The 23646-nt window shown below is 37.9% G+C and carries 24 protein-coding genes; 5 read left to right on the top strand and 19 right to left on the bottom strand.

From position 1 onward, the window contains the following. Positions 1–501: 501 nt before the first annotated feature. The 3 genes from hpf to ACVRZH_RS08370 form a co-directional block, all read right to left on the bottom strand. Positions 502–1050 (bottom strand): ribosome hibernation-promoting factor, HPF/YfiA family, encoded by a 549-nt coding sequence (gene hpf, locus ACVRZH_RS08380; RefSeq protein ID WP_447454849.1) that lies wholly within the window; start codon positions 1048–1050, stop codon positions 502–504. Positions 1051–1128: 78 nt separating this feature from the next. Further along, a complete protein-coding gene (locus ACVRZH_RS08375; RefSeq protein ID WP_447454848.1) occupies positions 1129–1791 on the bottom strand; it encodes a ComF family protein in 663 nt (220 codons plus the stop codon). Beyond that, complete coding sequence (locus ACVRZH_RS08370; RefSeq protein WP_447454847.1) at positions 1766–3085, bottom strand: ATP-dependent helicase ComFA; 1320 nt, start codon at positions 3083–3085, stop codon at positions 1766–1768. The genes ACVRZH_RS08375 and ACVRZH_RS08370 overlap by 26 nt, the downstream gene beginning before the upstream one ends. 68 nt (positions 3086–3153) lie before the next feature. Between ACVRZH_RS08370 and ACVRZH_RS08365 the strand changes: the two genes are divergently transcribed. Together ACVRZH_RS08365 and ACVRZH_RS08360 are read left to right on the top strand one after the other, a co-directional pair. Then, on the top strand, positions 3154–3804 hold the full coding sequence (locus ACVRZH_RS08365) for a YigZ family protein (protein WP_447454846.1): 651 nt from the start codon (positions 3154–3156) through the stop codon (positions 3802–3804). Positions 3805–3900: 96 nt separating this feature from the next. Continuing rightward, positions 3901–4563 (top strand): PLP-dependent cysteine synthase family protein, encoded by a 663-nt coding sequence (locus ACVRZH_RS08360; RefSeq protein ID WP_447454845.1) that lies wholly within the window; start codon positions 3901–3903, stop codon positions 4561–4563. Between the two features lie 78 nt (positions 4564–4641). Here ACVRZH_RS08360 and ACVRZH_RS08355 read toward each other — a convergent pair whose 3' ends face one another. From ACVRZH_RS08355 to ACVRZH_RS08290, 14 genes are all read right to left on the bottom strand, one after another. Beyond that, a complete protein-coding gene (locus tag ACVRZH_RS08355) occupies positions 4642–5001 on the bottom strand; it encodes a S1 RNA-binding domain-containing protein (protein WP_447454844.1) in 360 nt (119 codons plus the stop codon). Then, entirely contained in the window at positions 5001–6398 is a 1398-nt protein-coding gene (locus ACVRZH_RS08350) for a Cof-type HAD-IIB family hydrolase (RefSeq protein WP_447454843.1), read from the bottom strand. Before ACVRZH_RS08350 ends, ACVRZH_RS08355 begins: the two co-directional genes overlap by 1 nt. Positions 6399–6437: 39 nt before the next feature. Beyond that, on the bottom strand, positions 6438–7079 hold the full coding sequence (locus ACVRZH_RS08345) for a response regulator transcription factor (RefSeq protein WP_447454850.1): 642 nt from the start codon (positions 7077–7079) through the stop codon (positions 6438–6440). Beyond that, positions 7066–8085: an envelope stress sensor histidine kinase LiaS gene (locus ACVRZH_RS08340; protein WP_447454842.1), complete on the bottom strand. Its 1020-nt coding sequence runs from the start codon at positions 8083–8085 to the stop codon at positions 7066–7068. Before ACVRZH_RS08340 ends, ACVRZH_RS08345 begins: the two co-directional genes overlap by 14 nt. Beyond that, positions 8082–8780, bottom strand: coding sequence for a cell wall-active antibiotics response protein LiaF (liaF, locus tag ACVRZH_RS08335; protein WP_447454841.1), 699 nt, complete (start codon positions 8778–8780; stop codon positions 8082–8084). Before liaF ends, ACVRZH_RS08340 begins: the two co-directional genes overlap by 4 nt. A gap of 153 nt (positions 8781–8933) precedes the next feature. Beyond that, positions 8934–10880, bottom strand: a complete 1947-nt coding sequence (pknB, locus tag ACVRZH_RS08330; RefSeq protein ID WP_447454840.1) for a Stk1 family PASTA domain-containing Ser/Thr kinase — start codon at positions 10878–10880, stop codon at positions 8934–8936. Next, positions 10880–11617 (bottom strand): Stp1/IreP family PP2C-type Ser/Thr phosphatase, encoded by a 738-nt coding sequence (locus tag ACVRZH_RS08325; protein WP_447454839.1) that lies wholly within the window; start codon positions 11615–11617, stop codon positions 10880–10882. Before ACVRZH_RS08325 ends, pknB begins: the two co-directional genes overlap by 1 nt. 84 nt (positions 11618–11701) lie before the next feature. Beyond that, positions 11702–13024: a 16S rRNA (cytosine(967)-C(5))-methyltransferase RsmB gene (gene rsmB / locus ACVRZH_RS08320; RefSeq protein WP_447454838.1), complete on the bottom strand. Its 1323-nt coding sequence runs from the start codon at positions 13022–13024 to the stop codon at positions 11702–11704. Beyond that, positions 13014–13949 carry a methionyl-tRNA formyltransferase gene (fmt, locus tag ACVRZH_RS08315; protein WP_447454837.1) on the bottom strand — a complete coding sequence of 312 codons (936 nt, stop codon included), beginning with the start codon at positions 13947–13949 and terminating at the stop codon, positions 13014–13016. The genes rsmB and fmt overlap by 11 nt, the downstream gene beginning before the upstream one ends. Positions 13950–13970: 21 nt before the next feature. Continuing rightward, positions 13971–16355, bottom strand: coding sequence for a primosomal protein N' (locus ACVRZH_RS08310; RefSeq protein ID WP_447454836.1), 2385 nt, complete (start codon positions 16353–16355; stop codon positions 13971–13973). A gap of 41 nt (positions 16356–16396) precedes the next feature. After that, positions 16397–16714, bottom strand: coding sequence for a DNA-directed RNA polymerase subunit omega (gene rpoZ / locus ACVRZH_RS08305; protein ID WP_447454835.1), 318 nt, complete (start codon positions 16712–16714; stop codon positions 16397–16399). A 24-nt stretch (positions 16715–16738) separates the two neighbouring features. Continuing rightward, positions 16739–17365, bottom strand: coding sequence for a guanylate kinase (gmk, locus tag ACVRZH_RS08300; RefSeq protein WP_447454834.1), 627 nt, complete (start codon positions 17363–17365; stop codon positions 16739–16741). 105 nt (positions 17366–17470) lie between these two features. Further along, on the bottom strand, positions 17471–17938 hold the full coding sequence (locus ACVRZH_RS08295; protein WP_447454833.1) for a GNAT family N-acetyltransferase: 468 nt from the start codon (positions 17936–17938) through the stop codon (positions 17471–17473). A gap of 138 nt (positions 17939–18076) precedes the next feature. After that, positions 18077–19126 (bottom strand): LLM class flavin-dependent oxidoreductase, encoded by a 1050-nt coding sequence (locus ACVRZH_RS08290; protein ID WP_447454832.1) that lies wholly within the window; start codon positions 19124–19126, stop codon positions 18077–18079. A 163-nt stretch (positions 19127–19289) separates the two neighbouring features. On the opposite strand from ACVRZH_RS08290, the gene ACVRZH_RS08285 reads away from it, so the two are divergent. The 3 genes from ACVRZH_RS08285 to ACVRZH_RS08275 are packed head-to-tail and all read left to right on the top strand — an operon-like array spanning position 19290 to position 21120. Beyond that, complete coding sequence (locus ACVRZH_RS08285) at positions 19290–19406, top strand: SPJ_0845 family protein (protein WP_447454831.1); 117 nt, start codon at positions 19290–19292, stop codon at positions 19404–19406. Next, entirely contained in the window at positions 19403–20308 is a 906-nt protein-coding gene (locus ACVRZH_RS08280; protein WP_447454830.1) for a permease, read from the top strand. The genes ACVRZH_RS08285 and ACVRZH_RS08280 overlap by 4 nt, the downstream gene beginning before the upstream one ends. Next, a complete protein-coding gene (locus ACVRZH_RS08275; RefSeq protein ID WP_447454829.1) occupies positions 20305–21120 on the top strand; it encodes a TIGR03943 family putative permease subunit in 816 nt (271 codons plus the stop codon). The genes ACVRZH_RS08280 and ACVRZH_RS08275 overlap by 4 nt, the downstream gene beginning before the upstream one ends. A gap of 437 nt (positions 21121–21557) precedes the next feature. Here the strand turns inward: ACVRZH_RS08275 and ftsY are convergent, their stop codons facing one another. Together ftsY and ACVRZH_RS08265 are read right to left on the bottom strand one after the other, a co-directional pair. Further along, the gene (ftsY, locus tag ACVRZH_RS08270) at positions 21558–22838 is read right to left on the bottom strand and encodes a signal recognition particle-docking protein FtsY (protein WP_447454828.1); all 1281 of its coding nucleotides are present in this window, start codon (positions 22836–22838) and stop codon (positions 21558–21560) included. Positions 22839–22857: 19 nt separating this feature from the next. Beyond that, on the bottom strand, positions 22858–23646 hold a 789-nt coding region (locus tag ACVRZH_RS08265; RefSeq protein WP_447454827.1), incomplete at its 5' end, for an HAD family hydrolase.

The following is a 23646-nucleotide window of genomic DNA, read 5'->3' as shown; positions in this document are numbered from 1 at the left end:
TTAAACATAACCCGCACTTTGCTTCGTCTTGTTCAGTTTTCAAGGGTCTTATGCCTCTTGCGAGACAACTTTTATATTATACCAGTCATTTTTTAACTTGTCAATAACTTTTTGAAAGTTTTTTTGACAGTTTTTGATGTGACTGTGTCTCACGAGACAACTTTTATAGTATAGCAGAACTTTATCTCCTTGACAAGTACTTTTTCATACTTTTTTGGACTAAATTTGAAAAATAAAACTAGCTAAATTTCAAGGCTAAATTTCAAGTTCAAGTTAGCCATCTTTTAGGACTTCATTGGGTGACTTGTAGTTGAGTTGTAAACTAATATTTTGTGAAAAATATAAACTTCAGAAATAATTCGGTGTTAATGATTTTCCTCAATTGCTCTTATCAACCAAAAATATCATCAAAAAAGGCAAACACAATATGTCTATGTGTTTACCTTAAATCTTATAAGTACTAATTCTAATATATGCTATACTGATTTATCACCATATTTATTATTTAGCTTCAATTAAACCTAGCTCACCATCTTCACGACGATAAAGCACATTAGTTGCTCCATCCTCAGCATCGGTATAGATAAAGAAATCGTGACCGAGAAGCTCCATTTGGAGTAATGCCTCTTCTAGATCCATAGGTTTCAAATCAACATTTTTAGTACGAACAACACTAACTGTTGGTAACTCTTCTGCAACTTCTGCCTCAAATTCACTATTAAATACCTGAGAAGCCGTTACTTTTTCACGATGTTTTTTAGCGATTTTTGTCTTGTTTTTACGGATTTGACGTTCAATCTTATCAACTACAAGGTCAATAGAGCCATACATATCCTGAGAAACATCTTCTGCACGTAAAGTCACTGATCCCAAGGGAATAGTAACCTCTACTTTGGATGTTTTTTCACGGTAAACTTTAAGATTGACACGAGCTGTCAGTTCTTGATCTTCATGGAAATATTTTTCAATTTTAGCAACTTTCGCTTCAACATAATCACGAATAGCTTCTGTCACTTCAATGTTCTCACCACGGATACTAAATTTAATCATAGGATATACCTCTTTCTAAGCTTCGTGCTTTATTTACATTTCTATTATATCATATTTTAAAAAAATGTAAACGTTTTTCTATCTTGCCAGAGAAAATGTTTTCACTTCTTTCACTCCTTTTTCATACAATAGTTGTTGAATGCTTAGTATCGTCGCACCTGTGGTGTATATATCATCAACCAATAGAACCTTATCAGGAAGCGACAAGCCCGATTTAAGTTCATAATGGTTCTTCATTTTTAGTCTCTCTTGTTTATTCAGTTGCGATTGTTTTATACTCTCCGTTTTTATCAACAAAGTTTGATATGAAATGTTTTCTTCCGTTAAAAATCCTTCTACTTGATTAAAACCCCTTTGTTCAAAGGTTTCCTTGCTCACAGGGACAGGTACAATCGTATAGGATTTAAACGTATTTGCAATCGCTTTAAAATCACTGGAAAAAACCTTCCGCAATAAATAATCCCCTTGAAACTTATATTTATTAAAAAAATGTTTCATCGCCTCATTATAGGAATAAAAACTGGTATGATTAACAATAACACCTTTCTTTTCCCAATCTCTACAATCTTGACAAACTGTCTCCTCTGATTGTTTACGGCATCGATGACATCTTACACCAGCTATTCTTTCAAATGCGTATCGACATAGTTGACAAATCACTTCATCATCTTTTTGAAAAAGAAAAAAAGGAGTAAAACGAAATGGTGACTCAATTTTATTTTGACACAACAGGCAATTCATTAAATCCTCCTTTTTGATTCATCAGTTTAATTTCCGAAATAGCTTTTTTTATTGCTCTTGTCATTCCATCGTGGTAAAAGATAAGTTGACCTGTAGGTCTCTTCGGACTACGTCCAACACGACCAGCAATTTGAACTAAACTCGAGCGATTAAATAATTTATGATTGGACCATAATACATATACATCGACACAAGGAAATGTCACTCCTCTTTCCAAAATGGTTGTCGAAACAAGGATATCTAGCCTTTTCTCTCTAAAAGAAGTAACAATTTCTAGTCGATTTTCAGTCTCACTGGATACAAAATCGATACTGTCATCCGGGAAATAGTTTTTCAAAACAGCAACAAACTGTTGACCGAGTTCAATATGAGGAAAAAATAGCAATAATGGATAACCAGTCTGTCGTTGATTTACGATATCAGATAAAAGACGATGAGGTAACTTTCCTCTCTCTAAATACTTTAGAAAACCACTTAACCATCTGGTTTTCGGAACAACTAAAGGATTGCCATGAAAACGCCGTGATAAATGAGCTACCTCTAATCGTTTTGATCTAACTTCACGTTCAAGATAATCTGTCGAAGTGGCTGTCAGATAAACATTCAACCCAGACGGTTTCAAGGCATTTTTAACCGCTTGATAAAGTTGGAGATTATCAACGTAGGGAAATGCATCAACTTCATCAACAATAATCAAATCAAAAGCCTGATAAAAATAGTAAAGCTGATGTACAGTAGAGATAACAAGCGGTGATCTTTGATAAGCTTCTGTACCACCGTGAAGCAACGCAATCTGACAGGTAAAATCACGACAAAAACGTGCATAAAGCTCATTACATACATCTATCCTTGGACTTACTAAAGCAACTGCACCGCCTTGAGCAATAACATTTGCTACTGTTTGATAAATCATCTCCGTCTTTCCTGCCCCTGTTACAGCATGAACTAGCATACTCTTCTTTTGAGACAGTGCTGACAACAATGTATCTGAAACCTCTTTTTGATAAGGCGTCAATTCTCCAGACCAATTAAGTGGGCTAAGCTTAGGAAATGATCGTTGTGGTACATAATATAAATCCTGTCCTGTTGTATTTCGGCCAAACACAATACACGAGCGACAATAATAGTCACCATTAGGTAACTGTGCATCGTGATCTAAATTTGTCGCACAACGTTGACAAACAAGCTGACCGCTTTTTTTAGTAAAACTATCTAAACTAAGTGCCTCATTTTTGATACACTCTGGTAGTGTCTGCTGTGTGAACAAACGTCCATAGTAATCTTCCTTAATCATAATTCTACCTCTCACTTAGTTATTCGTGAGATATTGCCTTTTTTAGTGTTTTTAGTTAAAATGTGGGTATGAAAAACTATAGAACGATTCGTCAAAACGGCATTTGTGAAGAAATAATTAAAAAATCTCGCTTTATCTGTCAGATTAAGCGTATTTCATCTGAAGAAAAAGGGCGTGAGTTCATTGCTCAAGTCAAAAAAGAACACTACAAGGCAACACATTCTTGCTCCGCTATGATTATCGGAGAAGATAGTGCTATTAAACGTTCCAGTGATGATGGAGAGCCTAGCGGAACAGCAGGTGTTCCTATGTTAACAGTCCTAGAGAAAAACGCTCTAACCAATATTGTGGTGGTTGTCACACGTTATTTTGGTGGTATTAAATTAGGAGCAGGGGGACTCATACGCGCTTATGCTGGTTCTGTTGCTAATGCTATCAAAGAGTTGGGTGTTGTAGAAGTCAAAAGTCAAGAGGGCATTCTAATTGAATTAAGTTATCCACAATATCAAACTTTTGCTAACTTTTTAAAACAAGAAAATCTCCAAGAAACAGATACAGATTTTTCAGTCAACGTGACCACAGCTGTTTACCTTGATAAAGACAAAGTTCCTGAGTTATTAGAGCATTTAACCGAATTTTATAATGGTAAGATTGAGACTATGTCTGTAGGACAAAAAATTATCGAAGTACCAATTGATACCACTATCGGTTCTGATTGATAAAGACTATCTATCAAAACGATAAGGTTTTTGTATTTTACAAATATAACCATTCCTTTTATACTCAATCTACAAAGACGAAAGAGGAATGAAAAAATGGCTATTGTTAATCATATCACTGAATTAGTCGGGAATACTCCAGTTGTCAAACTTAACCGCATGGTTCCAGAAGGTGCTGCTGATGTTTATGTTAAATTAGAGTACTTTAACCCTGGCTCCTCTGTTAAAGATAGAGCAGCCTTAAACATGGTTGAAGTTGCTGAAAAAAATGGAGACCTAAAACCAGGACAAACTATCGTTGAGCCCACAAGTGGTAATACAGGAATAGGACTGGCTTGGGTTGGAAGTGTTAAAGGATACCCTGTCACAATCGTTATGCCAGAGAGTATGAGTCTGGAGCGTCGTCAACTCATCAAGGCCTTTGGGGCAAACTTAGTCCTTACTCCCGCATCAGAGGGTATGAAGGGAGCTATTCAAAAAGCTGAAGAAATAGCCTTTCAGACCAACGCTTTCATGCCACAGCAATTCAACAACCTTGCTAATCCTCAAGCCCATATGCATTCAACAGGTTTGGAAATTCTAGCTGATTTCGGAGAAACTGGAAAAACAGAAGGTTTTCTAGTTGGCATATCTTCAGGCGCTGCTATCTGGGCAGCCATTGAAGTCGCTAAAAAACTAGGCAAAGGAAAAAAAGTCCTGACCATTTTAGCCGATAACGGAGAACGTTACCTCTCTACATCACTGTTTGAAGACATCTAAGTCAATTAGACACCTTTTATAAAAATTGCAAAACAAAAAACTGAAGCTGGAAACAACCAGGTTCAGTTTTTTGAACTCCTATGATTGACTTTGCAAATAGGCTTTACTCTCTTTAATCCAATTGGGAATTTGCTTTGCCAAAGGAGCAAAGCCAATTTTAAGGCGACTATTAGAAAAACGATGGCGATGAGGATAGCGATGTTTTTCTTCTTCAAGTGTTCTCATTGAGAGACTGACTTTTTGAGAATATTCATCTAAATCAACCACTTGTACCTTGACCCTGTCTCCTACAGATAACTCATTAAAAATATTATCAATATAGCCTGTTTTAATTTCTGAAATATGTACCAAACCAACAGAATCATCTTCCAGTTGGACAAAGGCACCGTAAGGCTTAATCCCCATGATGGTACCAACTAGCTTGTCTCCAATTTTCATCAGTCAACAACCTCAATAGAGTCAATAATGACATCTTCCACAGGCTTATCAGCCATACCTGTCTCAACACCAGCAATAGCATCCAACACGTCAAAAGACTCTGGAGTCATTAAATGCCCAAAAACCGTATGCCTTCTATCCAAATGCGGTGTACCACCGTCAAGATATTTTTCAACAATAGGCTCTGGCCAACCACCACGTTTTAATTCTTTAGCAGTGTAAGGGAATTTTTTGTTTTGAACGATGAAAAACTGACTACCATTGGTATTAGGACCAGCATTAGCCATTGAAAGAGCACCACGTAGGTTGTATAATTCATCAGAAAACTCATCTTCAAAACTGTCACCATAGATTGACTCGCCACCCATTCCAGTACCAGTTGGATCTCCTCCCTGAATCATAAACTCGTTAATGATTCTGTGGAAAATCACACCATCATAGTAACCATCTTTCGCTAAAGCAATAAAATTTGCAACTGTTTGAGGAGCATGTTCTGGGAACAATTTTAAAACTAAGTCTCCGTGATTAGTTTTAATTGTTGCTACTGGGCCTTCTATTTGTTCTAATTCCAACTGTGGAAAACGTAATTCTTTTTCAACCATACCTAATTTCTCCAAGGCATTAAAAATGCCCTCCTCCTCTACTCTATCTGTTACATAATCTGATTTTGCCTTGATTTCATCTATAGCACCACCCATGGCAATCGCCAAGCCTGCAAAATCAAAAATTTCTAAATCATTTTTTTCATCACCAAAAACAAGAAGATTTTCAGGTTTTAATTTAAGTCTATCTAGTATTTTAGCAACACCGCTAGCTTTAGACACACCATTCTTAACAACATCACTAGAGTTCTGATGCCAACGTACCAATCTCATATCATCGGCTAAATCATCTGGTAAGGTTAAACCATCTCCCTCTTGTTCAAAAGTCCACATTTGATAAACGGCATTCTCTTTATAAAATTCTGGTTCAACAGACAATTCCCCATAAACTGGAATCATCGCTGCATCAATCCACTTCTTACGAGCTGACAATACTGCCTTATCTCTACCTACAAAACCATACTCAATCCCAACAGAATGGCACCAAGCAACGTATTGTTCCACCCACTCATATGGAATAGGATCTTCAAAAATCATTTTGCCATTTTTATCACTAGCATAGGCACCATTAACAGTAACAAAATAATCCGGTTTCAGATCACGAATCTCTGGTACAACACCATAGAGTGCGCGACCTGAAGCAATTCCTGTCACAATACCTTTCTTTTTCAAATCCGCAAATACCTTGGTAACACTTTCTGGCATGAAGCCTGTGTCCTTAATGCGTAAGGTATCGTCAATATCAAAAAAGACAGCTTTTATTTTTTTAGCCTTGTATTTTGTCTTAGCGTCCATTTTTCCCTCCAACAAAAGATAACTTTTCCATTATACCATTTATTGTTCGTTTTGTGGGACCAGACGGTGTTGAAAGGCGTAAACGACAGCTTGGGTTCGATCATCAACTTGTAATTTAGATAAGATATTGGAAACATGTGTCTTAACTGTTTTCAATGAGATAAAAAGTTCATTAGCTATGGTCTGGTTGTCATAGCCTTTAGCCAATAAATTTAAAATATCCCGCTCACGCGCCGTTAAATCATCATGTAAATCCGGATGAGCATTATGATACTTGATCTTGTTATCAACCTCAGTTTCAATAGCAGTTTCATTCTGATTGACCTTACGTATCGCATTCAAAATCTCCGGGGCACTAGATGTCTTCAGCATATAGCCTTTAGCCCCAGCTTCAATGACAGGATAGATTTTTTCATTATCAAGATAAGAGGTCAATACTAAAATTTTAACATCTTTCCAATTTTTCAATAAGGTCAGTGTTGCCTCAACACCATCCATCTCTGGCATGACTAAATCCATAACAACCACATCTGGTTTCAACTTTAGTGCTAACTCAACACCATCACGGCCATTACTTGCTTCCCCTATGACCTCTATATCGGGCTGTAAATTTAAAAAACTCTTCAAACCCAAACGTACCATTTCGTGATCGTCAATCAAAATAATCTTAATTGTTGTCATTGTCACTATCGTCCTCCACATATGTTAAGGGTAAGCTCACAGTCATGGTCACCCCTGCACCCTTAGCGCTTAGGATTTGAACCTTGCCAGCCATATCTTCCACCCTATCTTCTATATTTTTCAAGCCATAGCTCAAACTTCTCACTGTATCAACATCAAATCCTTGGCCATCATCAACCATTTTCAATTGAATCTGTGAATCACTCTGAGTCAAATAAACTTCCAAACGACTGGCATTGGCATGTTTCAAGGTGTTACTGATAAATTCTTGGGCTACCCTAAATAAGTTATCTTCAATCAGTTTGGGTAACTGACAGCTACTGTCTCTAAAAATAACTTCAATCGTCGTTTTATCCATCAACTCTTGAAGAATCATCTTCAATCCTTCCTTTAACGTTCTATCTTGTAGTTCAATCGGTCTCAAATGCAACAACATCACACGTAAATCATTCTGAGCACTGTTTAACATGCCTTCCACCGTTTCAAGTTGATCTTTTAATTGACTTGGTTCGATAAATTCCAGACTTTGAGACAAACCAGAAACCATCATGCTTGACGCGAATAATTCTTGACTGACCGTGTCATGTAAGTCTCTAGCAATCCGACGGCGCTCTTGTTTAACAATGTCCTCTGTATTCTGAATATAAGCATTCTCTGTGTTTTGTAAATTTGAGGTTAAATGCTGCATTTTATTGGACAAGCGAACAAGATTCTGTCCTATATCTGACTCTCCCAAATGCCTTACAGGTTTATCATCTAAAATTCGTCTCAAATTATAATTTAAATGACGCTTACTAATTTCGTCCAAAAATGCCCACAAAACAAGTAACAGAATCGTCATGGAAAAAGTTACTGATAAAACCGAAAACAATAAGCGTCGTAATAAAAATAAATCCTTACTGAGTGCTATTATATCCAAATCCAATGTTCTTAAAATAACAAATGTGATAAAAAGGATTGTTGTCAAAGCATATGAAAAAAAGACCAAAATTGTTGATTTTTTCATCCCCTAACCACCTCAACACTTCCTGCTAGAACGCTGACAATAAGTTTTACAGATTTAACTGCTAAAATATTATCTTCTCCAGCTAATTTGATAGATTCATTCCTCAAATCGTATTCTGGAAAATCAAAAAACTTAATACTACCGTAGATGCTATTAACATCTAACTTCACCGCAACATCTACCGGTACAATAATACGAGTTGGACCATAAATTTTACGAATTAGCACAAGGTTATCATGTCCTGACAAAATGACTTGTGTCAAATCAATGATGTCAGTACCTGTCATGCGAATAATATTAATATCATCAAACGTATAATGATCAAGAAGCTGATGATCACTACTACCTATCCACTGATTAGCTGTCGGAGTAGCTTGTAACCCTTCTTCCTTTAATTGAATGAGGGCATAGCGATTTTTCTTTTTAACCTGCGAGAAATGATTAATCATGACATAGGCTATGCCAAAAATAATGGCTAAAATCACATATGGATTCAACATAAAAATCAAAAATAAGACTAGTAATCCCGTTGTTAAAAAGAAATTCGTTTGGCTACCTATTTTTTGAAAACGAAAAGCTAATAATACCATGACAAGCAACAACAGAAAACTAAAAATATCATCTGATAGTACCGTAATTAAAGCCATTGTTAATAAAATTGCTTCAATAATGAGAAAAAGCTGAAATTTTTTCACATGACCCTCCCATTCTATTCAAAGCCATTTTATCAAATTTTGAACCGTTTTTCACCAAGAAAAGCCATTTTTTTATGATTTCAGTCTCAAGGCTGATAGCGAAAAAACCATACCGAATAAAATTAGTATGGTTTTATCTCTTAATTATCATAACTAGGAAGACGCATGCGAAGGACTGTCCGCTTTTTCTGTAGTGTCTCCTGTTTCAGCCTCTACATCTGGCTTATCCGTTTTATCCGTTTTATCCGTTTTATCTGGCTTATCTGTACCGTTCTCTACTGAAGCTTCTGTCTTTTCTTCTTTATCCTTTTCTTCTTTATCGGATGTTGGTTCATCATACAAATATAAGCTAATTTCTGTCGAATCATCTAAACCTATGTACTCACCATAATAAGGGGTAAAACCTGATATTTGAGATGTCTTAGAGGGGAAGTTAACCTGAATGTAGCCACCACTAATCGAATTATGATTAGGCACATAGGCTTTGATACGAGAAGGAGAAATACCCAGATTAGTCAAATTACTAATAGCATCACCATAGGTCATATTTGTTAAATCGGGCATAGTAACAGACGAGCTGACAGCTACTTCAAATATGATGTCATTTGATTTAGATGGTCTAAAAGTAGAGCCTGCTTGAGGCGTTTGACTAATAATTGTACCATCAGGGTACCCTGAGTTTTTAACTTCTTTGATTTTGATATTGGCCTTTGAAACGCCATAGGTTGACATCAAACTTTCTTCAGCCGTAGCATAAGGTAAACCGATATAGTTCTCCACTATAAAATGTCGGCCTCCTAGCGAAACAAAAATGTTCACCTTAGAGTCTTTACGCCTAGTTGTTCCTGCTTTAGGATCTGTTCTAATAACATGCCCCACATCAACATCATTATCTTCGATTTCAGTAATAGTACCAACGATCAACCCTTCTGATTCTAGTTGACGAATAGCACCTTCTTGCTTCTGACCTACAACATCTGGAACAATTACATTAGTTGGTCTAGTCAATAACAAGTACGATAAAGCAACTAAACTTAATAGTGAAAAAGCAATTACTAATTTCAAGAAAGTGTAGAAAAAACGAAACTTTTTCTTTGGCTTAGCTTGTGATAAGGTCTCAAAGATATCTTCAGACCTTGCTTCCGAAACGTTAGGTTTTATTGGCGGAATTTGCTTTAATGTATTTGTAGCATTATCTTTTTGGGTCTCAACTCTTGGTAGAGTTTTTGTATCTGCTCCATCATCAAAAAGAAGTTTACGTTCATTAGCTCGGCTTGGTAGTAATGCCGTTCCTAAATCACGACTCATCTGAAAAGTTGAAATATAACGGTCTGTTAATTTTTTAGCTGTCGCTCTTATGACAATATTTTCTAAAGATTGAGGGACATTTAAATTCTCAGCTCTTATGCTAGGTAAGGGCTTCTGAAAATGCTGAAGAGCAATTGTAACTGCGCTATCACCATCGTAAGGAATGTGACCAGTCAACATTTCAAACAGCATAATCCCCATAGCATAAATATCACTCTGAACAGTTGCCTTTGACCCACGCGCCTGTTCTGGTGATAAATAATGAACACTACCTAACATTGAATTAGTCTGTGTCAAACTGGTTTCCGCAAACGCAACAGCAATACCAAAATCTGTCACCTTAGCTTGACCTGATTTTGTTAAGAGAACATTCTGAGGTTTTAAATCTCGGTGAACAATTCCCTTTTGATGAGCCAATGTCATGGCAGATAAAATTTCCCCCATGATACGAGTCACTTCTTTATTAGACAAAGGTGCATGATCTTGAATATATTTTTTCAAGTCGGCACCGTCAACATATTCCATTACCAAGAACTGCTGACCGTCTTCTTCTCCGATATCTCTAATAGAAACGATATTCGGATGGTTCAACTCAGCCATAGCCCTCGCTTCTCGTTGGAAACGTGCAACGGCAACTTGATCCGTCTGATAGTTAGTCCGAAGTACTTTTATAGCGACTTCCTCATTATCAAGAATCAAATCGTTTGCTAAGTAAACATCAGCCATACCGCCTCTACCGATAGACTTCAGAATTCGATAACGTCCAGCAAATAATTTGCCTATTTGGATCATTATCTTTCCTCACTATTCGCAGAAACAAGAGCAACAGTAATATTATCAAGACCACCTGCTGAATTAGCTAAATCAATTAATCTTTGAGCTTTTTCATCTAGGGTTAAGGTCTCAGTCATCGCAGATGCAATTGAGATATCCGAAACCATATTTGTTAAGCCATCACTGTTGATAACCAAATAATCACCCTCTTCTAAAATCTGAACACCTAAATCCAAATCAAGAGGCGTTGATTGACCAATAGATTGAGTAATGACATTTTTTTGAGGATGGTTAGCTGCTTCTTCTAAAGTTAGCTGACCTGCTTTAACTAACGCATTAACTAAGGAGTGATCACTCGTTAACTGAGTATAAACACCCTGACGAACTAGCCCAATTCTTGAATCTCCAATGTGGGCAAAAATGGCATTTTTACCGACAAGAGCAACCGCCTCAATAGTGGTCCCCATCCCTTTATAATCTTCCGTTTGTCCGAGCTCATAAATTTTTTGGTTCTGGCTCTCAATATTTGCCATCATCCAATCTCTGATTTGGGCCAAATCCGCAAAATCAGTCTGCACCCATGAACGACCTAAATCAGTTACCGTCATCTCGCTAGCAATATTGCCTGCACGATGACCGCCCATACCATCCGCCAGCATAATCAACGTGATGCCAGCCTTGTTGTCAAACTTATTGACGTAATCTTGATTATTTGAACGTTTCTGTCCAATATCTGTTAGCAATGAAATTTTCATAGTTTTTTCTCTGAACGTGTCAGAACTCCTTTACCATTCTTTCAGCCAAATACCTTTACATTTAGCTGTTGATAATTATTGTCACTATTTGATTTTTCTAAACTGGCTAATAAAGAAACCATCCGTTTGATAGAGCTCTGGGGTGATGAGCAAACAACCATCTACCATGATATCTCTTTTAGAATGTTCTAACTTAACCTGTTCAAATTCAGGATGTGTCTCCAAGAATTGACGCACAACTTCTTGGTTTTCTTCCCTGAATATTGTACACGTACTATAAGTTATTATACCACCTTTAGACAGGGTTTGACAAACACTTGATAGGATTTGAAGTTGGATAGCTTGTAAAGCTATGAAATCTTGAGCATTTTTTTGGTATTTAATATCTGGTTTACGCCTAATCAAACCAATTCCAGAACATGGTGCATCTACCAGTATTTTATCAAAAGAATCTTTATCAAAAACCTCATGCACTCTAGTAGCATCTAATTGTTTGGTGACAATGTGTTCAGCAACACCCAAGCGTTTCGCATTATCTTCAATAAGTTTTAGCTTATGGTCATGCAAATCAAGTGCTGTCACTCGACCTGTACTTAGATAAGAAGCGATATGTGTTGTTTTTCCACCAGGTGCCGCACAGGCATCTAATACCCTTTCGTGTCCTTCCAATTGAAGCGTTGGAGCAACCAATTGACTTGATTCATCTTGGATAGTAATATGACCCTCTCGGAATAAATTACTAGCCGCAAAATGACCAGAGGGCTTGACTAATCCGACATCTGATAATTCTGATGGTACCGCCCCTATCTGTGAAGCAATAACAGCTAACTGTTCCTTATCTGTCACTCGAATACTAGCCTTATTACGGTCAAATAAACTCTCAAATAATCGAACTGCACGCTCATTTCCATATTGCTCGATGACTTTTGCAACTAACCAAACTGGCAAGGAATATTTAATCGAGTAGCGTTTATTGACACGCTTTATTGTTTCAATATCAGGTGCACCTTCTCTAATGAGACGCCTTAAAACAGCATTAATCAACTTCTCACTACCTTGAGAATGTCCTCTGAATTTTGCTACATTCACAGCTTCATTAACAACAGCGTGTTCTGGTAACTTATCCAGATAGAGCAACTGATAGAAACTCAACATCAATAGATAGTATACCCACTTTTCAATTTTGTCACGGTCTTCTATAAAGTGGGATAAATACCATTCTAAAGTGAGCTTACGTGCAACTGTGCCGTAGACCAACTCCGTGACTAGAGATTTATCTTTATCGGATAGAGAACAGTGAGATAACCCCTGATTAAGAGCTAAGTTGGTATAGGCGTCTTTGTCGAAAATCTCTTCTAAGATACCTAATGCTAAACCACGACTTGTCTTGTTCCACTTACTCTCCAAAATAATCACCCTCTTTTAAATCGCGCCCAACGCCGTTCAGAAAATCCACAACAGTCATCTTAGGCTTTCCTGCTGGCTGAACTAATTTTAGCGATAAGGCACCTTCTCCTGTTGCGACGATAAGCGTCTTTTTAGTCTTTTCAAGAATCTGTCCTGGTGCACCATCTCCTACAGCTAACTCCGTTTCATAAATCTTAAAGCGTTGCCCATTAAGAAAGGTATAAGCTCCAGGCCAAGGGTACATCCCTCTGATGTGATTGAATAGGTCTTTAGCTGATTTAGCCCAATCTAAGATTTCTTGTTCTGAACTGATATTTGGTGAATAGGTCACATGTGACTCATCTTGGGGTATCGGTTTTAGATCACCTGATAAATATTTTGGAAGTGAATCAAGTAATAAGTCACGTCCGACAATAGCTAATTTTTCAAAAAGGGTCGCAACATTATCTGTTTCAAGAATAGGGAGTTTTTCAACAGCAATCATATCACCCGCATCCATTTGTTTGACCATCTCCATAATGGTTACACCTGTTTCCTTATCACCATTGATTAAAGCATAATGAATTGGTGCACCTCCACGGTATTTCGGCAAAAGCGACGCGTGAACATTGACCGCAAAATCAACGGCATTCAACAAGCTTTCTGGCAAAAACTGACCAAAAGCCGCAGTAACAATACCATCAGCTTTCAAATTCATCAATTCAGCCATCTCTGAACTTCCTGATAATTTTTCAGGCTGATAAACTGGTAAATGATTCGCCAAAGCTAGTTCTTTAACTGGTGTCATTTTAATATCCCGCTTACGACCAACTGCCCTATCTGGCTGGGTCACAACAGCAACAATATCGTAAACCTGACTATCAATCAACCCTTTTAAGACTGTCGCTGAAAAATCTGGCGTCCCCATAAAAATAATCTTTGTCATCATACTTTCCTTTCTAAATACCTACATCATCTGCTGTGGCTCATGATCAATACTCAAACGTATCTCTCGATACTCTGAACTTTGTGTCATCTCTAAAATACTGTTCAATACAGGTTCTAACTGGTCTTCAAAACGATATTTGACTAATATCTGATAGTGATATAAGTTATGTGTTCTAGCAATAGGTTTTGGTGTCGGCCCTAAAATCTGAGCACTATCAGATAAGTGTTCCTTTAGCATTTTTAAAACTTGATAGGCTATTTGAATCACTTTTTCCTCATTCCGATGAGATAGAGTCAATCCTACAGTAAAATAATAAGGAGGATATCCCATCATTTTTCGAATTCCCATTTCATAATTGTAAAAAGCGTTGTAATCTTGTTTTTTCGCCAAAGCGATTGCATAGTGATTAGGATTGTAGGTCTGAATCAACACCTCACCAGGTTTGTTAGCCCTACCTGCACGACCTGCCACCTGCATCAAGAGCTGAAATGTCCTCTCTGAAGCTCTAAAGTCAGGTAAGTGTATTGAGGTATCAGCATTAAGCACTCCAACTAAAGTCACATCAGGAAAATCCAACCCTTTAGCTATCATTTGAGTTCCCAGTAAAATATCTGCTTCTTTACGACCAAACTGCTCCAATAATCTCTCATGGGAACCTTTTTGCTTGGTTGTATCAACATCCATGCGCAAAACCCTTGCTTCTGGAAAAACAGACATCAACTCATCATATGCTTTTTGTGTCCCAGTACCGTAATAACGGATACTATCACTATGACAATTAGGACATTGTCTAGGAATGGGTTTTACCAATCCGCAATAATGACAATTCATCGTTTTGGTATCCATATGTAACGTTAGTGAGATATCACAGTTTGAACAGCGGTCAACGTAAGAACACTCACGACACATGATAAAACTAGAGTAACCTCTTTTGTTCAACATTAAAACAATTTGCTCCCTACGTTTTAAACGCTCTGCAATCTTATCTAATAAAACAGGGGTGAAATTGCTAACTTCTTGCTTACCTAAATACTGCCTAAAATCAATAATCTCAATGTGTGGTAGACGAGCATTAGGATTAGCACGCTTAGTCAACTCTAAAAAGTGATAAACACCCTTTGAGGCTCTTGCTCGACTTTCTAAACTTGGTGTCGCAGAACCTAACAATAAAATTGCCTTGTGATAGTTGGCACGCAGTAATGCCACTTCTCTGGCATGATAACGTGGATTTGATTCTTGTTTATAAGTTACTTCATGCTCTTCATCAATAATGATAGCACCAATATTATCTAAAGGTGCAAAAATAGCCGATCTTGCTCCAACCACGACCTTAGCTTGCCCTAACTTGATTTTGCGCCATTCATCATATTTTTCACCATCAGAAAGACCTGAATGCATAATCGCTACTTGATGACCAAATCGTGAAATAAAGCGGTGTGTCATTTGTGGTGTCAAAGCAATTTCAGGAACCAACACAATAGCAGTTTTGCCTTTTTTGAGAACATCATCAATAATATGCAGATAGACCTCTGTTTTCCCAGAACCTGTAACTCCCTGTAATAAAAAAGGAATAGTCGCTTGACCAATTTGAGCTGTGACCCTATTAACAACTGTCTGTTGTTCATCATTTAAGGTTAAAAAATCTGTCTGTTGCACATTAGTAAAATAAGTATCACTACGGTTAACTGTTATCTCATCGATGATTAGAGCACCTCGTTCGATAAAATAAGTGACTTGTTCCCTAGAAAATAGACTAAATAGAGATGATAAGGGAGCTGAACCACTATTTTCTAACAAATAGTTTTTCAACGCTAATTTCTTTTTTGCTCTTGATGTAATCTCCAGATTTAATAAGCGCTCTCTATCAACATGATACTGTTTGACTGTTTTGAGATGTTTTTTGTCCTTAGCCAAATAAGTCAATCTTACTTTACCCGATCGGACAAAACGCATCATCTCATTTTGTTCCTGATTGGTGAGGCGAGATAACAATAGAGAGGATTGACCTGCAAACAAACTTTGCCTGTCCTCATCCGACAATAAATCTGTTGGTGATACTTCCTTATCATAACTTGAGTTAAGCAAACTCGGAAGCATAGACTTCAATAAGCTAATCTTAAAGGAAAAAACCATGTGCCTCATTTCATCTGCTAGATACAATTGCTCAGCATTTAAAACAGGTTCAGCGTCTAACAAACTGACGACATTCTTCAAATCTTTTGCTTCACCTTGAGTTAGTCCAACAACAAAACCTTGGACCAAACGATTAGAGCGACCAAACGGCACATGCACTCTAGAACCGATAGTTAAATCACCCTCAAGTTCCTGTGGAATCAAATAGGTAAAAGGCTTATCTGTCTGCATCAAGGGAACATCTACAATTACCGAAGCCAATTTAGCCATACGTCACCTCAATGTTAAAAAATCTAAGATTGGAAACAACCTTAGATTTTTTCTCCTTCTTCTTCTTTTTCTTTTGCGATCTGCTCTTTAATCTTACGTTCTTCCTCTTCACGTGCCAGACGCTCCGCTTCTATACGAGCACGTACTGCTGCACGTTTAGCTTCAGGATCAGGATGAATAGTCACATTACCTGATTCAATTTCTTCTAAAGCGCGTAGGGTTGACTTAACAGATTTAAATTCCTGTGTTGGTTGACTTCCTAGTTCCAACTCGTGTGCACGCTTTGCTTGCAAAACACAAAGTGAATACTTAGATGGCACCTTGTCCAATAAGGTATCAATAGATGGCTTTAACATCATAAGGCTTATCTCATTTCTATTTCATTATTTTTGGGTAAAGTTATCATTGATCATTTTATCGTAGCGACCGATGACACGGTCAACACGGAAATGCTCGGTTTCGATAATACGTTTTACACGCTCTGCTGCCAAAGGAACTTCGTCATTGACAACAGCATAGTCATACTCACGCATCATGGCAATTTCTTCTTTAGCTTTCTCGATACGCTTAGCAATCACTTCTTCACTATCTGTGCCACGGCCAACTAAACGTTCTTTAAGCTCATCTAAATCAGGAGGTGTTAGGAAAATAAAGACCCCATCTGGAACTTTTTTCTTCACTTGAAGAGCCCCTTGAACCTCAATTTCTAGAAAAACATCAATCCCTTTATCTAATGTTTCATTAACATAAGTCAGTGGTGTGCCATAGTAATTGCCAACATATTCAGCGTACTCTAACATCAACCCTTGCTTAATGAGCGATTCAAACTCCTCACGTGTGCGGAAAAAATAATCGACACCCTCTACCTCACCCGGTCTCTGTGGCCTCGTCGTCATTGACACCGAATACTCAAATTGATGATCTGGTGTTGAAAAGATTTCTTGTCTAACCGTTCCTTTACCAACACCCGAAGGGCCAGAAAAGACGATTAAAAGTCCACGTTCAGACATGTCACTCTCCTTAAATTTTCTTACTCTCTAGTTTAACAAAAACAGGCCTTTTTTTCAAGGGTCGAGTGAATAAGACGTCGTATTTTTTAGCAAGGGCAGAAAAACTTAGTCCTTGTGGTAATAAGCAATTGTCATATTATCATTGATAACGTGTACTAAGCCTGTTGGTTTATAACCTAATCTTTCGTAGAAAGAAACGGTTGATGTCTCTTGTAAAATGGTATCCAATTCCCAGTTGCTTGAGCCATGAAAATCCTCAATCATCTTAAAAACTTGCTTAGCTATACCTCTTCGACGATAATCTCTCAAGATGAAAATGGGAGCAATGCGTTTGCGACTACCATTTTTTCGGTCAACAACTCGAACAGCACCTACAATCCTTTCCTCTATAAAAACCCCGTAAAAATAGGTCTCGTTTGCTCTCAGTTTTCGTTGTATGTTTTCCAAACTCTCATTAGCAGGGCTAGTGGTAACATCTTGGTATTTAGCCAACAAATCCTGAAAAGCCTCTCTTTGCATCCGCCAGACTGTTTCAGCGTCAGCGATACTTAATCTAATCAGTTCAATGGTCATAAACAAACTCCTCAGTCAATTCTAATGAAAGTAAAATCACTCACTATCTCCAAACGACACCATAACAAAATAGTGAACGATAGATATCTGATTAACAGACATCGCATCGTCCACTGTTTTAGCGTTTAGTATTGGCGATTATTTGTTTTCAAAATAAGCTCTAACACGTGGTGCTACTTCTTCACCGTAAATCTTGATAGCTTTCAAGACATCTTCATGTGGCATCGAACCAACTGGAAGGTGAAGCATGAAGCGGCCCAATTCAAGTTCTTCGATGAGTGAAATGAGCTTATTAGCTACTGTCTCTGCGTCACCAACAAACATTGCACCATCAGGACCAACTGATTGTAGGTAATCGTCGTAAGTTAATTCATGCCAGTGAGCGCGGTCTTTACTGATATTATCAACCAACTGCTTAGTTGGGTAGAAGTATTCTTTTTCTGCTTTTTCCTTGTCATCTGACAACCAACCCCATGAGTGAGCTGCCACTGTCATCTTAGACAAATCATGACCATTACGACGTCCGATTTCTTTATAGATACGCACTAATTGACGGAAGGCTTTTGGATTGCCACCAATAGTTGCATAAGCGATTGGCAAACCTTGTTCAGCAATACGGATTGTAGAATCTACATTACCACCTGTGGCAACAGTGATTGGGAAATCTTCTTGAACGGCGCGTGGGTAAACTGGACGATTGTCAACAGTTGGTGTTAATTCACCTTTCCAGTTCAAGTTAACATTATCTTTGATAGCTAAAAGCATATCCATTTTTTCATTGAACAATTGCTCATAGTCTCTCAAGTTGTAACCAAACAATGGGAATGACTCGATGAATGAACCACGACCAACCATGATTTCAGCACGACCGTTTGATAAAGCGTCAATCGTTGCATATTGTTGGTAAACACGGATAGGGTCAATAGATGACAAGACTGTTACCGCACTTGATAAGCGAATATTTTTAGTATTCACAGCACCTGCTGCCAAGATAATTTCAGGAGCAGACACGGCAAAGTCTTCACGGTGATGTTCACCAACAGCATAGATGTCCAAACCAACCTTATCAGCTAGTTCAACTTCTTCAATCATATTACGAATACGCTCGTCGTGTGGAATTGGTTTGCCTGTTTTTTCAAGGGGAGTTGTTTCACCAAATGTTGAAATCCCTAATTCAATTTTTCTCATGTTTTTCTCCTTAGTAGATGTTTATGGGTTTATTTTATCACTACATAGTGACAAAATCAAGTAATATGATTTTATATTGTGAAAAGACTATCCACAAGTTCTTATTTTTACACATTCATAGTATAATAGAACTATCACAAATAGAAAAAATGAGGTAAACACTATGGCTCTAACCGTCAAAAAACAAGATCAATTGGAAAAACTACTAGAACAATTTGCCACTTTACCAAAAGAAAAAACATCAAAAACAGATACTGATTCTGATGAGCGTGATGCATGAGAGGACTAGCACAGCTTCCTGACAGCCTCTTACAAATGTTGGCTATTTTCATGTCCATCATTATCGAGGCCTTACCTTTTGTCTTTCTAGGCGCTATTCTATCTGGCTTTATTGATGTTTTCGTCACTCCTGACAAGGTCAGGCGTTACCTGCCTAAAGGTAAATGGTCACGGATTATCTTTGGAACCTTAGTTGGCACAGTCTTTCCGTCTTGTGAATGTGGCATTGTACCCATCGTTAACCGTTTTATCAGTAAAAAGGTACCGTCCTATACGGCAATACCTTTTTTAGTCACAGCACCTATTATCAATCCCATCGTCTTGTTCGCTACGTTTTCAGCCTTTGGTAATTCTTGGCGGTTTGTCCTACTGAGATTTTTAGGCGCCTCTTTAGTTGCCATAACACTTGGCGTTCTCCTCGGATTTGTCTGGGATGAGAATATTACGAAACTAGGATCTAAAACAACGCATACACATGACTATGGTCAATTCAAAACATCCCGCAAGACCTTCTTTGCCTTGGCCCATGCCATTGATGAGTTTTTTGATACAGGGCGTTATCTAATATTTGGTAGTCTAGTTGCCGCTAGTATGCAAATTTATGTCCCGACAAGACTATTAACCACTATAGGGCACAATCCTGTCATGGCGATTGCTATTATGATGCTTTTAGCTTTTTTACTATCTCTTTGTAGTGAAGCAGATGCCTTTATCGGCGCTTCTCTTTTATCAACGTTTGGTTTAACACCTATCATGGCATTTCTCCTTTTTGGACCAATGATTGATATTAAGAATCTCTTAATGATGAGACATTTCTTCAAGGGACGTTTTATTGTCCAATTTATCCTTGTGGTAACTCTTGTCATCTTTCTTTATTGTCTCAGTTTGGGGGTAATGATATGATGCGATTTCTCGTGTTAGTCGGCTACTTAGAACTATCAATGTACCTACAAGTGAGTGGCAAACTAAACCAATACATTAACATCCAATACATTTACTTGACTTATTTATCCATGATACTAGCCTTTATTCTAGCGATTGTCCAACTCATTATTTGGATGAAACAACTAGAAGTCTCCTCCCATTTCCAATCAAAATTTACCAAACTGGCTAGTGTGTTGATTCTCGCTTTTCCTTTAGCTATCGGTTGGCTGGTACCAACGGTTAGTCTTGACTCAACCACTGTATCAGCTAAAGGTTATCATTTCCCTCTGGCAGAAGGCTCTTCTCAAACAGGAGAGAGTGATGACGGAACTCGTGTTCAATACCTGAAACCTGACACTAGTTTATATTTCACGTCAGCTAGTTATCAAAAAACAATGGCAAAAACCCTTGATGACTATCGTCATCAAAAAAAGCTAACCATTACCCCAGAAAATTACATGGAAGCCATGGAAATTATCTACCTCTATCCTCAAGAATTTATCGGTAAAACAATCACCTATACAGGATTTGTTTACAACGACCCTAATCTTGATAATCACCAATTCCTCTTTAGATTCGGTGTCATCCACTGTATTGCTGACTCTGGTGTTTACGGGCTCTTGACCAGACAAGACAAGACAGATTATCCCGACAATACTTGGCTAAAAGTCACAGGAACACTAGCTATGGAATACAATCCGCTCTTGCAACAACAGTTACCTGTACTTGACATCACAGACAGTCAAACCGTCAATACACCTAACAATCCCTATGTCTATCGAACGTTTTAATGTCTCAAGAAGAAACATACTTCAACAAAGACAGCTATCATGCTCTACGTCTCTGATATCCCAACCGAAAAATCCTTTGAATTTGCGATTGCCTTCACCATCTTAGTATAAAGAGAACTGATGGACTTCTAGGCGTTTGATAGGAATCCTCACTTGATGAAACGATTCTTTTCACTATTATAGACAAGAAAGCCAAACAACAATTTCCAAAAAGACCATTGAGAATTAACTAAGTATCCTGTTTGAAACTGAACATCTGAAAAAATGCCACGGTTTAGTCCAAGTAGTTGTTCCACTATATAACACACTTCTGATGATGTGTCATTTAAACACTGTAACGTCTCATCACCTAGTGCTCACTACTACGTCGTCAAAGAAAATTGAAACTTAATCCATTATTAAAAACCCAATCCGCTGATGAGATTGGGTTTTATCTATTAAATCAAACCTTCTAACAAACCTTTCATAAACTCTTCCGAACTAAATTCTCCAATATCGTCAATCTTTTCACCAAAACCAATAAACTTAACTGGAATATCCAATTCTTCACGAATCGCCAAAACAATACCGCCTTTGGCAGTTCCATCTAACTTAGTTAAAACAATCCCTGTTAAAGGAGTAATTTTTGAAAATTCTTTGGCTTGAACTAAGGCATTTTGCCCCGTTGATGCATCTAAAGCAAGCAAGGTTTCATGAGGAGCTTCTGGTAAGACACGTTTGATAATCCGTCCAATCTTCTCCAACTCTGCCATTAGATTCTCCTTGTTTTGAAGACGACCTGCCGTATCTATCAAAAGAATATCAACACCTTCCGACACAGCTCGATTCATGCCATCAAAGACAACTGAGGCAGGGTCAGCCTTTTCAGCACCAACAATCACTGGCACATCCACACGACGTCCCCATTCGACCAATTGCGCTACAGCTCCTGCACGGAAGGTATCCGCTGCAACAAGCATGACTTTTTTACCCGCTTGTTTATAACGATAAGCTAGTTTCCCAACAGATGTGGTCTTGCCAACACCATTAACACCGACAAAGAGCATTACTGTCAACTCACTTTGCATATTGATACTTTCAAGTGTCACGCCATCTTTTTCATAGAGATCAACTAATTTTTCAACAATCACTCGTTTTAACTCGTCAGGCTTTTTAGCATTTTCGAGTTTAGCTTCTTGACGAAGTTCCTCTGTCAACTGTGTTGCGACAGTCACGCCAACATCACTCAAAATCAGCATTTCTTCCAAATCTTCAAAAAATGCCTCGTCAACGCGACGGAAATTTGCTAAAAAGTTATTCAGCATTGCCCCAAAGCCCGTACGGGTTTTCTTCAAGGTACGACGGTATTTTTCTTCATCTGTCTCGACATGTGTCTCTGTTTGATTGTCGCTATCTAACGGCTGCTCTGCTTCAGCATTATCTGATGAAATAGTTTCATCATCACTAACCGAAACATATTCTTCCTCTGCTGAAAGTAGTTCCTCTGTAACCGCTACTCTTGTTTCAGCTTGTTCAGATGGAGCTTCTGACTCTTCCGACTCAATAACATGTGCCTCTAAGTTTTTCTCCTCTGATTCAATCTGACCGATTTCTTTCTCAAATACGACAGCCTCTTGCTCCTGCAAAATCTCATCAATAATCTCTTCTAAGCCATTTTGACTCTCCTCAAGGATTGGCTCTTGCTTTTTCTTACCAAATAAACGATCAAATAATCCCATAAAACTCTCCCTCTATTCATTAATTCTTTTGTATTAGGTGTTCTAATTCCTCTAGAACTGCTCCAGTATCATGATGACCAATCACCTTATCTGCCAACTCCAAAACTTCTGGTCTAGCATTAGAGACAGCAATACTTCGTCCAGCAAATGTCAGCATTTCAATATCGTTCAAATTATCACCAAAAGCAATGACATCTTTACTAGACAATCCCAAGACTTCACACAATTTTTGCAATCCAAGCCCTTTATCAACATCTTTTGGAATAATATCAATAGCTTTAGAACCTGTCGTCACAGCCCTGAGACCTAACACTGATAAGCGCTGATTTAGCCAAGCTACACCTTCAATCATCTGCTCAGGATGTAAGTGTGCTGTAACTTTAATGATGGTATCTTCAATCACATCAAATGAAGAAACAATTCGAATATTTTCATGATAACGCTTCTCATGCTCGATATATTCAGACGTCGCCCCTTCAATGATATATGCACCTAATTGACCAGATAGCAAGAAAAGATTACTCGACCCGTAAGGATTCTCTGCTAAAGCATGAATAATCTCAAGACTTTGCTCATTAGATAAATGACGCTCAAACAATATCTGCTCTTTATAACGTACAATACTGCCATTTTCTGCCACCATAGCCAAGCGGTGCTTATATGGGGAAAATAATTTGTCCAAAGCCAACATTCCACGACCACTAGCTATAGTCAATAACCATCCCATAGAGTCAAAACCATTTAAAACATGCTCAAAGCGCTCCTTATCATAACTACCAAAACTATCCAAAAAGGTGCCATCCATGTC

It is taken from the genome of Streptococcus fryi (assembly GCF_053206505.1).
Note: the sequence above shows the minus strand (reverse complement) of the source record. Positions and strands in the feature narration are given on the sequence as shown.

What these genes read in the sequence shown, in the direction of transcription:
- hpf (WP_447454849.1), bottom strand. Translation starts at nt 1,050, where the DNA reads ATGATTAAATTTAGTATCCGTGGTGAGAACATTGAAGTGACAGAAGCT.
- ACVRZH_RS08375 (WP_447454848.1), bottom strand. Translation starts at nt 1,791, where the DNA reads ATGAATTGCCTGTTGTGTCAAAATAAAATTGAGTCACCATTTCGTTTT.
- ACVRZH_RS08370 (WP_447454847.1), bottom strand. Translation starts at nt 3,085, where the DNA reads ATGATTAAGGAAGATTACTATGGACGTTTGTTCACACAGCAGACACTA.
- ACVRZH_RS08365 (WP_447454846.1), top strand. Translation starts at nt 3,154, where the DNA reads ATGAAAAACTATAGAACGATTCGTCAAAACGGCATTTGTGAAGAAATA.
- ACVRZH_RS08360 (WP_447454845.1), top strand. Translation starts at nt 3,901, where the DNA reads ATGGCTATTGTTAATCATATCACTGAATTAGTCGGGAATACTCCAGTT.
- ACVRZH_RS08355 (WP_447454844.1), bottom strand. Translation starts at nt 5,001, where the DNA reads ATGAAAATTGGAGACAAGCTAGTTGGTACCATCATGGGGATTAAGCCT.
- ACVRZH_RS08350 (WP_447454843.1), bottom strand. Translation starts at nt 6,398, where the DNA reads ATGGACGCTAAGACAAAATACAAGGCTAAAAAAATAAAAGCTGTCTTT.
- ACVRZH_RS08345 (WP_447454850.1), bottom strand. Translation starts at nt 7,079, where the DNA reads ATGACAACAATTAAGATTATTTTGATTGACGATCACGAAATGGTACGT.
- ACVRZH_RS08340 (WP_447454842.1), bottom strand. Translation starts at nt 8,085, where the DNA reads ATGAAAAAATCAACAATTTTGGTCTTTTTTTCATATGCTTTGACAACA.
- pknB (WP_447454840.1), bottom strand. Translation starts at nt 10,880, where the DNA reads ATGATCCAAATAGGCAAATTATTTGCTGGACGTTATCGAATTCTGAAG.
- ACVRZH_RS08325 (WP_447454839.1), bottom strand. Translation starts at nt 11,617, where the DNA reads ATGAAAATTTCATTGCTAACAGATATTGGACAGAAACGTTCAAATAAT.
- fmt (WP_447454837.1), bottom strand. Translation starts at nt 13,949, where the DNA reads ATGACAAAGATTATTTTTATGGGGACGCCAGATTTTTCAGCGACAGTC.
- ACVRZH_RS08310 (WP_447454836.1), bottom strand. Translation starts at nt 16,355, where the DNA reads ATGGCTAAATTGGCTTCGGTAATTGTAGATGTTCCCTTGATGCAGACA.
- rpoZ (WP_447454835.1), bottom strand. Translation starts at nt 16,714, where the DNA reads ATGATGTTAAAGCCATCTATTGATACCTTATTGGACAAGGTGCCATCT.
- gmk (WP_447454834.1), bottom strand. Translation starts at nt 17,365, where the DNA reads ATGTCTGAACGTGGACTTTTAATCGTCTTTTCTGGCCCTTCGGGTGTT.
- ACVRZH_RS08295 (WP_447454833.1), bottom strand. Translation starts at nt 17,938, where the DNA reads ATGACCATTGAACTGATTAGATTAAGTATCGCTGACGCTGAAACAGTC.
- ACVRZH_RS08290 (WP_447454832.1), bottom strand. Translation starts at nt 19,126, where the DNA reads ATGAGAAAAATTGAATTAGGGATTTCAACATTTGGTGAAACAACTCCC.
- ACVRZH_RS08285 (WP_447454831.1), top strand. Translation starts at nt 19,290, where the DNA reads ATGGCTCTAACCGTCAAAAAACAAGATCAATTGGAAAAACTACTAGAA.
- ACVRZH_RS08280 (WP_447454830.1), top strand. Translation starts at nt 19,403, where the DNA reads ATGAGAGGACTAGCACAGCTTCCTGACAGCCTCTTACAAATGTTGGCT.
- ACVRZH_RS08275 (WP_447454829.1), top strand. Translation starts at nt 20,305, where the DNA reads ATGATGCGATTTCTCGTGTTAGTCGGCTACTTAGAACTATCAATGTAC.
- ftsY (WP_447454828.1), bottom strand. Translation starts at nt 22,838, where the DNA reads ATGGGATTATTTGATCGTTTATTTGGTAAGAAAAAGCAAGAGCCAATC.